Below are 13,100 nucleotides of genomic sequence, written 5' to 3'. Positions count from 1 at the left end.
TGGTTTGCTCTTGGAATGTGTGCGGCGATTCTGGATAGCGAAACTGACTGAACTCTTACTCAGGCGGTCCGCGGCGGTTTACTGCGATAGTGGTTTTCCCTAGCGCCGCACAACAACGTAAGAAACGGTGCGCGACATCCAGCGGCAAATCGGCCGTGAAGCGACAGCCATCGCCCAAAACGACGTCGGTAACCGCCTGCCTCTTGTGCGTATGCACATTCGCAGAAGGTGCGCATGCCGTCTGGCACTGCATATACAAACGGGCGGTTGGATGATGCAGCGCACGCAGCCGGCAACGGCCGGATCAATGCGCCGCGCGCACCCAAGGGCTTGATTTCGTTGAAATCGTCACCGCCAATCGCGTGCATCGGAAGGCACATGCCCGTCAGAACGCCGTAAGTTTCGGCTTCCACAATCGGTGACACTTCCGCGGGCGAAAAGCGTTTGCGTTGTCATGTCGGTGCCCAGCGGGACGACCTACGAAAAAAAACAGGAGACAACATGGCAACCGTGCAGAGTGCACCGAACGCGCCCGTCGGGCGTGTGCAGCCCGCGCCCATGACGAGGGAGGAGAAGAAGGTCATCTTTGCCTCGTCGCTGGGGACGGTGTTCGAGTGGTACGACTTTTATCTTTACGGCTCGTTGGCGGCCATCATCGCCAAGCAGTTCTTCTCGGGCCTGGACCCCACGGCGGGTTTCATCTTTGCCCTGCTGGCCTTTGCCGCCGGCTTCCTGGTGCGCCCGTTCGGCGCGCTGGTGTTCGGCCGTCTGGGCGACATGATCGGGCGCAAGTACACGTTCCTGGTCACCATCGTCATCATGGGTACGTCGACGTTCATCGTCGGCCTGCTTCCGTCGTACGGCACGATTGGCGTTGCTGCGCCGGTCATCCTGATCGCGCTGCGCATGCTGCAAGGTCTGGCACTGGGCGGTGAGTACGGCGGCGCCGCCACGTATGTCGCCGAGCACGCCCCGCACGGCCGCCGCGGTGCCTACACATCGTGGATCCAGACGACGGCTACGTTGGGCCTGTTCCTCTCGCTGGTCGTCATCCTGGCCGTGCGCGAACTGACCGGCAAGGCGTTCGACGACTGGGGCTGGCGCATCCCGTTCCTGGTCTCGATCCTGCTGCTCGCCACGTCGGTGTACATCCGCCTGTCGATGAGCGAATCGCCCGCATTCCAGAAGATGAAGGCCGAAGGCAAGACCTCCAAGGCCCCGTTGACAGAAGCATTCGGCCAATGGCGCAACCTGAAGATCGTCATCCTGGCGCTGCTCGGCCTGACCGCCGGCCAGGCTGTGGTGTGGTACACGGGCCAGTTCTACGCACTGTTCTTCCTCACGCAGGTGCTGAAGGTCGACGCATTCACGGCCAACGTGCTGATTGCGGTAGCGCTTGCCATCGGTACGCCGTTCTTCGTGTTCTTCGGCTCGCTCTCGGACCGCATCGGTCGCAAGAAGATCATCATGGCCGGCTGCCTGCTGGCGGTGCTGACCTACTTCCCGCTGTTCAAGGCGCTCACGCACTACGCCAACCCGGCGCTGGAGCGCGCCCAGCAGACCGCGCAGATCACCATCACGGTCGATCCGAAGGAGTGCTCGTTCCAGGGCAGCCCGATCGCCCGCGAGGTGGACTTCCGCTCGTCGTGTGACATTGCCAAGCGCACGCTGGCGCAGGCGTCGGCCAGCTACGAGACGGTCGAAGGCCCGGCCGGCACGGTGGCCTCGGTGTCGATCGCGGGTAAGCAGATCAGCTCGCTCAACGCCACGCGCACGGCAGACGGCCAGAACTTCGACGCCGACAGCAAGGCCAAGATCGCCGACTTCAAGAAGCAGGTGAGCGAGTCGCTCAAGGCGGCCAACTACCCGGCCAAGGCCGATCCCGCCCAGATGAACACGATCATGGTGCTGGTGATCCTGGTGATCCTGGTGATCTACGTGACCATGGTCTACGGCCCGATCGCGGCGATGCTGGTGGAGATGTTCCCGACGCGCATCCGGTACTCGTCGATGTCGCTGCCGTATCACATCGGCAACGGCTGGTTCGGCGGCCTGCTGCCGACCATCTCGTTCGCCCTCGTGGCCCAGAACGGCAATATCTATCACGGTTTGTGGTACCCGATCTGGATCGCGGCCATCACCTTTGTGATCGGTGTGCTGTTCGTGCGCGAGACCAAGGATGTGGATATTTATCGCAACGACTGACGCAGGGGGTTGACATATTCGCCGAAGACGGTAGAATCCCGCTTCTTCGGCGAATTAGCTCAGTCGGTTAGAGCGACGGAATCATAATCCGCAGGTCCGGGGTTCGAGTCCCTGATTCGCCACCAGTTGCAACAGAAGCCGCTGTTCCGCAAGGTTCAGCGGCTTTTTGTTTGCCCAGAGCACCAGCAAACCCTTGATTCGCAAGGCGTTTCCGGAAATAGGCTGGGTTTCCCGCTTTGTTCAACGGTTCAATCTGGTACAAAGCGCTGGTACAAAGACCCCCCGCGCTTTTACCATCTTCCGATGGAAAAAGACGTGGCCAAACTCCCCTATCTGCACCAGACCAAAGACCGCAACGGCTGGCTGCTCCGAGTCTCCATTCCCAAGCGGCTGCGCCCCTTCGCCAAGCAGAGGGAATTCAAGCGCGCGCTTGGTCCGACATACCAGGAAGCGCTGCAACGCTACCCCGCCATGCTCCACGAATGGGCGACGCTGCGCACGCAGCTTGAAGACCAGGCGCTTCAGAGCGGCGCCCCACTGGACGCAAACTATCAACCGCCGGTCACCTACAAGACCCTCACCTTGCGTGAGCGGAAGTTGTTGGACCATTTCGTCGCCAGTTGGGAGCACTGCGCGCTCGATGCGCATGACGACGCAGCGCGCGACCTGGACGACGATGAACTGGACGCGCATGAGAACGACCTGAAAGAGCGCCAAGCCGCCCTGCAGGCAAGCCTGCGGCGACTCAGTCCACCCGACTGGTGGATTGAGGAAATGGAAGGCAACTTGGAAGAGGCGATGGCAGTCCGGCTACACCCGGATTGCCCGGAACGTAAGGATTTTTTCTTGCGCCTGCTTGGCGCAGAACTAAAAGCCCTCCGGGCGAGCCTCGACCGCCTCGCCGGGACCGCGTATATCCCGACCCCGCCTAAGCCAAGCGAGCCGATTGAGGACGAGGCCGCCCAGGACAAAACTCACACCCTGTTGAAGGCGTTCGACACATGGGCCAACCAGCGCACGCGTAGCGGCGGCGAAAAAACCGTCAACGAGTATCGCGCCTACGCTGAGAGCTTCGCTCAGTTCGCCCTGCAGGTCCCGTTAGCACAGGCATCGCTTGCGGCGGTCGCCGCCCGGAAAGGCGTTGGAAGGGCCTGGTTGGAACACATCGCCAAGGAACGCGGCGTTCAACGTACCACGTTGAAGAAATATCGCAGCGCGCTGGGCACCTTGTTCGGTGTTGCCACGGACCACGGCTGGGTGAGTACGAATCCGTTCGCCTTCCGACTCGGCGGCTTACAGTTGCGCGGCACCAAGGCCGAGCAGACAAAGAGCAACAAAGATAAGCGGGCCCCGTTCACGCAAGCGGACCTTGATCGATACTTCACGGGACCCTTGTTCGATGGGCCCGGTTTTGATAAGCGGCTTGCCCCCGCCGTGGCCTACTGGTTTCCGCTGTTGCTGCGATTCACGGGGGCGCGCCCGCTCGAGATCGCCCACCTGATGCCGGATGACATTGTCCTCGCCGATGACGAAGTTGCTGCGCAACTGGCCGGACACAACGGAGCCAGCTGGATTTACATCTTTTCCGACGTGCACGGCGTTGACGGTGTCATACGCCCGCTCAAAACCGGCGTCAGCATGCGACGCTTCCCGATACCGAAGATCCTGCTCGATCTCGGTTTTGCGGAATACGTGCACAGCGTTCCCCGAGGACAGTGGCTGCTGCCGATGCAGGTCTCGTCGAGAACTCCGGAAAACCGAGCGCGTTATGCGCTGACCGCGCTCGGCGACTACCTGCGGACGACGCTCGGCATCATGGACCAGCAACTGGTGACCTATTCCTTCCGGCATACCGTGATTGACGAGGCCCGGGAAGCCGGTATCCAAAAAGAGGTGCGAGACAATCTGGTCGGCCACACAGAAGGAGACCATCGAGCCAAAAACGCCGGTGAAACCTACTATGGTGCGCGCTGGTACCCAGCCACGCCTTTACTGGAGGCGGTTACCCAACTCGATGGCCTGCATCGTCTGCCGCCGACCTTCCCGACCTGGACTGAGTATCAACAACGCAAAGCCGACTTCTCCCAGGTTAGCCGCGCGGCGAAGGCGCTACCCTCGAAGCGTGGCAACCGCACGCCACCATGACAAGGCAATGCAAACTTGAGGTCGCAATACCATCACTTTTGCCAGATCCCTTCAACGCGTCTTAGCCGCCGTCGTTGTACACCCTCGACTAGCTCAAGAACCCCGCAGATTTGGGCTATGCAGTCGCGCGCGCGTGAGAGCCCACCCGCATCTCGCACGTGGCGCGGGACCATATCAGCTAGCGAGCTCAGTTCAAAACTCTCTTCAGAAAGAAGTTCTTATGCTTTGTTGGTGAAGCAGAGCGCTTGAAGGGCGAAGCATCCCCAAGCCGCAGCGTCGCTGCGATTCGTGCTTCGCCCGAGTGTCTATGCCATGCCGGAGCCAGCGTCGCACCATCGAGCACGTGAGTCGGGACGATCCGCTCACGCACAGCCAGACTATTAACACGCATTCGTCACGTGCCAGTTCCCCTCTAGCTGTAGCACCCAGGGTGCGCCCATAACTGCCCGCTTGGCGCGATTGGAACGGTCGCGGTGGTCTACCCCTCTCCCCCGTCCAAGAGCCCCGCTATCAGCGGAGCTCATAGACGAATAGCACCGCGTTTTATACGCCCCCTGGCGGAATGGTCTTTGCGCAGAAAAACGGCCCGAAGCTCGCGCTTGGGCCGTGTGAATCAGTGCTGCTCCGATCTCCCGTGCGGATCACGTAACGCGAGCCAGCGCAGGTGTCGGTCGATTGTGCTGTAGCTGCCAGCGTCGAGCTCCAGCCGGACGTTTCGCACACTCAATCGACGCCGCTGCTGTTGCAGCGCCACGCATGCCCGAACTACGTCGATCACGTCGACGCGAGGGTTTCTCAAGATGGCCTCCTTAGGCACCCGTAATGTTGTGGGCCCGACACGTATAGCCACCCGTCATCTGTTACGTAACAAGGAGTGCGTGCGTTTTAGATCTGTACGGGGGAACCTGAGCGGGTCGCAAACCTTAGGAGAACCCGACATGCAGACGACCTCCCCTGAAATTTCCCTTGGTGTACGCACGGTGTTGCATCTCTCGCCAGCGGTCTGCGTGGCCGCGCTATCGGGGGCCCAGCAAGCTGGGCTCACACTGCAGGAATGGTTTGAGGAGCGGGTCGGCTATGCGCTAGCAGAAGATCCCGTGATGCTCGACGAAGGACTCTCAGCGCTCGCACCTTGGTCTCTCGCCGCTGCCGACCTCTTCGTACAAACAGCCAATCAGGCACCAGAGACACTGAGCGGTCGATGGGCGCTTCTCTACGAGCGCGTCAAACTCGATCGCGGCCTCTGGCGCCTGCCCACACAGTCCGTGGAGGACGCAGAGTGCGGCGAGGCGCTAGACCGCCCGTATGTTTCATTGCCTAAAGTGCGAGCGGCCTGGCCACGACTGTGCGCCAGCACGTTCTGCCTCTAAGGCCCGCGCTGGTCGTCACTGCGACGCTTTGAACGAAGCGGGCATCCGACCCAAAGCCGATTGGCGTCTCAGCGTGAGCGGTCTGCCCTTATGGCGTAGCGCGAGCCGGAAGCGCCAGTGGTTGCGACTGTTTAAAGCGTCGACCTACACGTGTACTCCACGCCCGCATCGCGATTACGGTTGTTACCGTAATGACGGTAATCATGGGGCGTGGCCTACAACCACAAGAAGCCTACTATGTCCAAACGCATTGTTACCGAAATGGCAGTCCACGAAGCTGCTGACGCCCTGCACAGCGCAGGGACCGCACCCACCACAATCAAAGTACAAGAGCGCACAGGGGGCTCGTTTACGACCGTCCACCGCTATCTCAAAACGTGGGAAGAGGCCCGCGCCAGGGACGCCGCAGCAGCGCCTGATACCCCCACAACGCTCACCGCCAGGGCGGAAGGATTCATTCGTGCGCTGTGGATTGAAGCAATAGCGATCGCCCGCGAGGAAGTGCGACGCGTCAAGGAGCAAGCGGGGCAGGAAGCTACCCGTATGGCCGCAGAGTTAGCCGAGGCACAGGAGATCGTCGAGCGACTCGAGGCGGTCGAAGCCAATCAAGCGCGTCAGCTTGCCGATCAAGACGCTGCATTGCGAAAAAATGAGCAGGAACTTGTGGAGGCGACCGTGCTCGCCCGCCAATTGCCGGAATTACACCGAGCACTCAACGGAGTTCGCGTAGAGCTTGAGGCAGCGCGCCATGAAGTGATGCTGCGCGCCGTGGATATTGGCAAGCTCGAGGGGGAGGCCGAGGCGTTGCGTGAGCAAGTGAAAGAGCTGACAGCGACGCTGGGCACCTCTCGCGGTGCCGCGAAGAGGTAACCCATTGGGGCATGGGCACCGACGATGGCCAATTCCCTCGCGTCATCTCCTTTGCATGCCGAAGCACAGGCCCTGTCGATGCTCTCTCGGCTGGCTACGCCTGAGATCGCAATCGTCGAGCACTGGGCACCAGAATACCTTCGAAGGCATCGGGCCTGAGAAGCTGATGGCTGAATTTAGCGAAGCGATTGGCAAGGCAACGCAGGGGCAGCCAGAGACCAGCGAGACGCTCGGAAAGTTTGCGCCCGCCAGTATTGCAGCGGCGTCCAGGCGGGTGAATCGAGCGCTTCGTCGCGCGTCGAATGGTGGCTTGCAGGAATTGCATCAGACGCGTATCCAAATCAAGCGACTGCGTTATCTAGTGCGAGGAGGGCACTCCTCTGCACTTCCACAAAAAACTCGCGCGAGCACACTTGTGCGTCTGCAAGCCATTGCAGACGTTCAATCGATGAAAGGAAAAAAAAAGCGCAGCCATCTTGACTGCGGACGAGGAGAAGATGAGAGTCCATCTCTCATCACGACGTGAGGTTACCAGCCTGGAATTGAGCGTGCGGTGGCACACCAGCATTGCTCTATGCCGTGTATGCGGGTGTCTCGCTACCAGCGCTGATCTATCATGGCCCCAACACTCGGGAGCCGACCATGTGCTATTCCGCCCAAATCGAGGCCGACTACAGGCGGTTCGTTCACGAGTACGGCGCGGTCATGTCGTTGGACGATTTCACGCGGATGGTGGTCGAGTATTTCGCCAACCCGAAGATGCGCGTCCCCAAGGCTATGACCGCACCCTTCCTCGAATCACCTGAGACCGACGAGGAGCGCAAGATTGCCGAGGTGATACGGGCGCGCATGGCCGCCGATGAGATCGAGCTGCTGCAAGAATTGACGAAGCAAACCGAGCGTTTGGAGAAGGCCCGGCAAGCGCTCGCAGTGAGGACGACAAAGAAGGCCACAGAAGATCTGCGCATCGCCACCAACAAGATCGCGGCGATCAAAGGCAAGCTCGAAGAGCTGAAGAGCACCGAGCTCATGCCACGCGACGCGCGCATCTTCCCCGGCTGGTATGCCCCAGTGATGGTGATGGAAAACGGCCGGCGCGTCGTCAAGCCCATGCGCTATCAATGCCGGCCTGCCGGCAAGCCTGCGTTCTATGACACCGAATTTCCAGGCACGTACAACGCGCGGCGGGGCAATTTGCGCGGCTTCTGGAAAGGCCAATACGGCCACACGCACGGCCTAGTCTTGGTCGACGCATTCTATGAGAACGTGACCAGACCAGATGGAAAGAACGTTGTGCTCGAATTCCGGCCGGAGCCACCTCAGACCTTGCTTGTCGCGTGCCTGTGGTCTCGGTGGACCAAGCCTGGCGAAAAGGACCTGCTGTCGTTCGCCATCATCACCGACGATCCGCCACCAGAGATCTCCGAAGCCGGCCACGATCGCTGTCCGATCCCTATAAAGCAGGAGCACATCGATGCGTGGCTGAACCCCGACCCACGCAATCTAGATGCCTCAGATGCGATCCTGAACGATAAGCTGCAGCCACATTACACGCACCGCCCGTCAATGTAAGGGAACTCGGTCGATGCTCTAGGTGCAAGGGAAAGGGTAACCATCGGCACAAAGGCAGATCGATCACCGCCGGTCCAAGCGAGCGCCCGCCCTAGCCTCGATAAGGGCTACGATCGACGCCAGCGCATTGTGCGCAGATGGAGCGTCTAGTATTTCATGCAACTGAACGCTCCCCCCGCTAGCATCCACCGTATCCCAGACGGAAACCCTTGCCATTCGTGTGCCGATGAGCCCGGGCGCGAGATCTTTGAGGAAGTCATAAAACGCGCGCTGCTTCCAGCGTGACGATCCAGGTGGATCCAAGTCGCCAGGAGCGGAGGAAAGGCCAAACTGATTATCCGTGGACGAGGTGGCCCAGTAGTTACGGTTGTCTGCTTTCGATAAGCATTTGGGCTCATACCGCTCGCAGTACGTCAGGTACTCGTCCAGGGGAAAGGTCGATAGCTCGCTATAGATGGCTGACTGAAGGGTGATCGAGCGATACCGATTGAAATGCTGCTCCTCGTCCAGCTCGATGACCACATCGCCCACCTCGACATCCCAAGCCCCGACTCGCAAAGGACATTCGGTGAGGATGCCGCCGAGTAGCCTGTACACGTGATCAATCTCCGGCCAAACCTTGGCCGGCCCAGTGCCTCGCACGCTTGACGGGCGCCAGGGGGTTCGACCCTTAGAGACTTGGTATCCAGCTTGGCTAAGCAGTCGCTGAATAGCTTCCTGATTTTTGCCCATACTGGTCCCCCGATCTCAAGTAAGGCAGGCGCTGCGTGTAGTCGCCTTCCGGCGAATGGTTGTTCATCCAGCCATCGCATCAGCATAGACGCCTTACCCGACCTTGTACCAGTGAACTACGCGGGCTAACTGTTCTCGCCAAAATCCGTTCTCGCTGTCCAGAGTCGCTGTATGGCTGCATACGTAAGCAGCGATATCGGCCAATTGAAGCAACGGATCGGCGTCTGCGGCAACGACGTGCGCGTTCAGCTGCATCAATGCAGTTCCTGTCTCCAGAAAACCTGCGTGGAGGGAACCTTTACGCCAAGCGGTCGCTAAGTAGAGAATGCCGGATCAGGGAGTAAGGCCAGCCCCCCCAAGACGTCGCAGCACCCCATCCCCACACTTATGGGCTACCGCCTTCCAGGAGTCAGCATGAGAGCACCTAAGTCCGTCCAGGCCCTCGAAGACCTTGGTCGCGTTCGGCTATCCCGGTCCTTCTACATGCGCGATTTCCTCTACAGCGAGATCAGCAACTTCTACGGCGTGCCCAACATCCCCGAGGATCCAGGCCTCGCCATCAAGAACGGAAAACGACTGTGCGAGGACCTACTTGAACCCATGCAGGCTACCTTCGGCCGCATCGCTATACGATCGGCCTACAGGTCCCCCACAGTCAACGCGCTGGGGAATGAGAAGGGGCACAACTGCGGCTCGAATAAGAGCAACTTCGCAGGCCATATATGGGATATGCCGGACGAAGCGGGTAGGCATGGGGCGATGGCCTGTGTAGTCGTGCCGTGGTTCACCACCCGCTATGAAGCTGGCGCCGACTGGCGTGCTCTGGCGCACTGGATCCACAACCATCTACCGTACAGCGAGCTGCAATTCTTCCCCAAGTTGTGCGCCTTCAATATAGGTTGGCACGAGGATCCCAAGCGTTCGATCTATAGCTACATCAAGCCTACTGGCTACTTGCTACGAGGGGAGCAACCAGATCCGGCCCTCGCCCTACACTACGCTGGTTTCCCCGAGTTTTGCCAAGCCCAGGAAGACTAACCTTCGATCGTGCCCGTTTTTGACGTGGTCAGAAGAGGAGGGGTGAATCACGCGGCCGTCCGGCCTCGCGCGCTTGGTGCACGGCCAGGCGCCCGGGCTCCGGGGACCATGCCGTTGCATGGATTGGCGCCGGTGCCGCCATCGCCGGGATGACCGCTGGTTTCGCAGGCTAAGCGTTACTAAAGTAGATCTTGCAAGCGGACGGCGCCGCGCTGGTGAGGGCGAAATCGAGCATATCTTGGCGGCAGCACCTCATCCTACGTGGGTGCGAGTTCCTGTCGGGCAATTTCGGGAGGAGCCGGGTTGCCTCTGACTATAGCGGCCGGTTATCCTCGCTTTGTCTTCGCAAACCCTCTCTCCTGCAAAGCTCGCAACAGGCTGCCGCCAGAGCTTCCGTCCACGGCGACCTTGATCTGCGTCCACAGCTGATAGGGCTGCGTTGCCCGCACGTTCTCCGCCGGCGCCTGGCCATAGGCACCATCACGTAGCGCGCGTGCAGCGCTCTGTACGGCCTGCAGAGCGACCTGAAGCGGATCGCTTGCCGAACCCGCTTTGCAGGCAAGCAACGCATTTGACTGCATCAGTGCGTTGATCCGCGCGATAGCTTCCTTCCCCTGCTCCTTTAGCAGGCTTTCCTGCGGTGTCATCAATTGACTCGCTGCACGCAAAAGGTCTGCTGCCTGCTCGAGTCGCCAGTTGGGATCGCGAGCGTGGGCTGCCTGTGCATCCTGCTCTGCCCTTAGCCGGTCGCGCGCTGGCTGCAGGCAGACCCGCTCGACGTACTGTTTCTCGTCATCAGAAAGTTTGGTAGCAAGCTCGGCGGGGAGCCTGGTCGCATTCGCAGGCAGGCTGCCAACAAATTGCTGCTCAGCATAGCCGTGGGTATTCCCTTGCTGCCCCTTGCGCACATAGATGCTGCGATAGAGCTGAATGCGGTGGTTTCTGCGTTTTGCGTGCATGCGGGTCTCCGACCGTTAGTAACAATGTGTGTAGCAACGGGATACCCATAGGCGCATCTTGGGGTCACGCCGACCGTACCCCGGCAGTACCCTCACCCTCGCCTCGTACAGCTTTCTGCAGGCCCGGCCCGACGGAACCGAACTCGCGCTCCCGATGGCCGCAGCGGACGGACGGCGCGGCGTCCAGCCGCGTTCACTGCCTGCACGTATTGCCGCGTCTTCGGGTCACGTTTGGCATCGGGGAACAGCTGTGGGAGCAGAGTTGCTCGCGACCGGGCTCGGCAAGGCGGGGCGAAACCCCGCCGCCGGCCCAGCGCGTGCCGACATCGAGAGCAGATGCGTGCGCGGCAGCGTACGCAGCGTCTGGCGCGGGGTCCCCGCGCTGCGTCGGCGGCAGAGTTGATCTCGCAGCGTGGGGCAGCCAGGCCGGTACGGCACGCCGGCAGAACGGTTGCATGCCGACGTCCACGGTAACAGGGTGGCATTGAGAGGAGATCCGTGGACGGCGGCGGGGTTTCGCACCGGCGCAGCCGGGCCGGGAGCCCGTTACCCCTTGGTGTACGTCGCGACGAATACGTGGGCGACGCGCGCTCCCCAGCGCGCGAGGCTGGACGAGGGGAAAGCACAGTTGCCCCCTGCCCTCGCCCAGCCGGGCGTCCGGACCTTGCGGGCACCAAACGCGTTGCCGGCGTGCGTGGCGTTCACCCTATTGGAAGACTGAACCGCTGCGTCGCTATACGAAGAAACGCCACACGCACGCCGGACGGCACCCGGGGGTACGCGTGGTGTTGAAAACGATAGCCACCGGAGAGACATCATGACAGCACACCCAAAGACACCGGCTCGCGCATCACAGGATGCCAGCGAACGTACCTCGGCGATACAGGCATCGCCTCCTCGTGGGGCCACCGCATACGCTCCACCGTTGCCAGTGCTTGCATCCGTGGATGCCGCAACGGGCAAACCAGTGAGACCGCCTTCGGCACCAACCGGTGCGACCCCACCGCCCCCTAAACGCAAAATTGCCAGCAGAGGCATCACCAGCAAGATCCGGCCGGCGCTTCTGCAACGTGTTTTTTGGGTGCGCGCGCTACTAATCCTGGATCGATTTCGCGTAGTCCGAGCCATTGACATTGCGATCGGCTGCTGTCCTGAACGCCCCTACAAGGCTGCCCTGACTGCCGCCCAGCGTGCCATGCGGGGGATGAGTAAAGCCGGGCTAGTGCGGCGGTACCGAACGGATCGACATCAACACGTCTACGGGCTGACTACAGCGGGTGCGCGCTGGTTACAGGACCAGGGGTTCAATGCCTCGCCCTCCATCCGGCGTGTGAGCGATATGACGAATCCGGAGCACCGTTTATGGATGAGCACGCTCGTGCTCGCCTGCGAAGCGCGTGGGCTCGCAGCTTACAGCGAGTCCGAAGCGCTCCAGATGCTCAATCGCGGTCGCTCCAAGGCGCTGTTGCAGGGATTCCTGAAAGTGGAAATCTCCAACCGCACACAGGTCCTTCGCCCCGATGCTCTTGCCAGAGAGGCCGATGGGACGACGTGGTTTGAGATCGATCGCAGCCGGCGAGGCGAAGAACGTGGCGCAGCGCTATCGGCACTCGCCGAGCGCATCGGTGCAACGCTTGAGGACGGCACTGCGTTGCGCCGCGTCGTAGTATTTGCACGCACCGAACGTATTCAACAGCGCGCGCTTGCCATTCTGCGCGACAAGGCACGGTGGTGGGCGGATCAGATTCTGAATCCGGACTACGGGCGGCACTATCGGGAAACCGCGCCGGCGGAGTTCGCCGTGATTCGAGCGGTCTATGCTGCAGACAGGCGCACCGTCGAAGATCGGTGCGTCGGACACATCGTCGTACAGTTACTGCCAACGTGGTTGCCCAAAGTGCGATTGAGCGAATCCAATCAGGCGTTACTGGCAGGCTGGTTTGGCGAGAACTATCTGCCGTATAGACGTCCGGCGGCGCTGTCGCCATGGCCGACTCCCCTCTCTCCCCTACCGGGAATCCTCAGACAACTGGAGCCGGATTCTGATGTCGGACCATAGATCCACACTCGTAACGAGTCGGTGCCTATACGTAGTGGATACGCATGAAGCGCATCGGTAATACCCCCTGAAATCCACCGCTGGGAGAAGTAGAATTTTCTCGTTAAGAGGGAGTTCTGCAGATGAAGAAGTCGAGATTCACAGATAGCC

11 protein-coding genes and 1 tRNA gene are annotated in these 13,100 nt (G+C 60.8%); 9 read left to right on the top strand and 3 right to left on the bottom strand.

The window, feature by feature from the left end; genetic code table 11:
- Window positions 1-501 precede the first annotated feature (501 nt).
- The 3 genes from ACUXH0_RS18630 (at window position 502) to ACUXH0_RS18620 (ending at window position 4,350) form a co-directional block, all read left to right on the top strand.
- The gene (locus tag ACUXH0_RS18630) at window positions 502-2,205 is read left to right on the top strand and encodes an MFS transporter (protein WP_004635420.1); all 1,704 of its coding nucleotides are present in this window, start codon (window positions 502-504) and stop codon (window positions 2,203-2,205) included.
- A gap of 48 nt (window positions 2,206-2,253) precedes the next feature.
- Window positions 2,254-2,330: transfer RNA gene (locus ACUXH0_RS18625), tRNA-Met, on the top strand.
- Window positions 2,331-2,508: 178 nt separating this feature from the next.
- Entirely contained in the window at window positions 2,509-4,350 is a 1,842-nt protein-coding gene (locus ACUXH0_RS18620) for a site-specific integrase (protein ID WP_182594476.1), read from the top strand.
- Between the two features lie 613 nt (window positions 4,351-4,963).
- Here the strand turns inward: ACUXH0_RS18620 and ACUXH0_RS18615 are convergent.
- Entirely contained in the window at window positions 4,964-5,128 is a 165-nt protein-coding gene (locus tag ACUXH0_RS18615; RefSeq protein ID WP_404944697.1) for a DNA-binding protein, read from the bottom strand.
- Window positions 5,129-5,288: 160 nt separating this feature from the next.
- On the opposite strand from ACUXH0_RS18615, the gene ACUXH0_RS18610 reads away from it, so the two are divergent.
- The 4 genes from ACUXH0_RS18610 to ACUXH0_RS18595 all read left to right on the top strand — a co-directional run bounded on the left by ACUXH0_RS18610 (window position 5,289) and on the right by ACUXH0_RS18595 (window position 8,162).
- A complete protein-coding gene (locus tag ACUXH0_RS18610; RefSeq protein ID WP_182594474.1) occupies window positions 5,289-5,720 on the top strand; it encodes a hypothetical protein in 432 nt (143 codons plus the stop codon).
- A 237-nt stretch (window positions 5,721-5,957) separates the two neighbouring features.
- On the top strand, window positions 5,958-6,590 hold the full coding sequence (locus tag ACUXH0_RS18605; protein ID WP_182594473.1) for a DNA-binding protein: 633 nt from the start codon (window positions 5,958-5,960) through the stop codon (window positions 6,588-6,590).
- 166 nt (window positions 6,591-6,756) lie between these two features.
- Entirely contained in the window at window positions 6,757-7,116 is a 360-nt protein-coding gene (locus ACUXH0_RS18600) for a CHAD domain-containing protein (RefSeq protein ID WP_250903287.1), read from the top strand.
- Between the two features lie 116 nt (window positions 7,117-7,232).
- Window positions 7,233-8,162 carry an SOS response-associated peptidase family protein gene (locus tag ACUXH0_RS18595; RefSeq protein WP_182594472.1) on the top strand — a complete coding sequence of 310 codons (930 nt, stop codon included), beginning with the start codon at window positions 7,233-7,235 and terminating at the stop codon, window positions 8,160-8,162.
- A 63-nt stretch (window positions 8,163-8,225) separates the two neighbouring features.
- On the opposite strand, the gene ACUXH0_RS18590 is transcribed toward ACUXH0_RS18595, so the two are convergent.
- Complete coding sequence (locus tag ACUXH0_RS18590) at window positions 8,226-8,759, bottom strand: DUF7255 family protein (protein WP_182594471.1); 534 nt, start codon at window positions 8,757-8,759, stop codon at window positions 8,226-8,228.
- Window positions 8,760-9,377: 618 nt separating this feature from the next.
- On the opposite strand from ACUXH0_RS18590, the gene ACUXH0_RS18585 reads away from it, so the two are divergent.
- Window positions 9,378-9,932: a hypothetical protein gene (locus ACUXH0_RS18585; protein WP_214619589.1), complete on the top strand. Its 555-nt coding sequence runs from the start codon at window positions 9,378-9,380 to the stop codon at window positions 9,930-9,932.
- A gap of 326 nt (window positions 9,933-10,258) precedes the next feature.
- Here ACUXH0_RS18585 and ACUXH0_RS18580 read toward each other — a convergent pair whose 3' ends face one another.
- Window positions 10,259-10,891 carry a hypothetical protein gene (locus ACUXH0_RS18580; protein ID WP_182594469.1) on the bottom strand — a complete coding sequence of 211 codons (633 nt, stop codon included), beginning with the start codon at window positions 10,889-10,891 and terminating at the stop codon, window positions 10,259-10,261.
- Window positions 10,892-11,708: 817 nt separating this feature from the next.
- Between ACUXH0_RS18580 and ACUXH0_RS18575 the strand changes: the two genes are divergently transcribed.
- Window positions 11,709-12,950, top strand: a complete 1,242-nt coding sequence (locus ACUXH0_RS18575) for a replication-relaxation family protein (RefSeq protein WP_259393722.1) — start codon at window positions 11,709-11,711, stop codon at window positions 12,948-12,950.
- The last annotated feature ends 150 nt before the right edge of the window (window positions 12,951-13,100 follow it).

The sequence above is a fragment of the Ralstonia sp. 110700041-2 genome (assembly GCF_056280165.1).
This window is presented reverse-complemented; position numbering and strand designations above follow the sequence as displayed.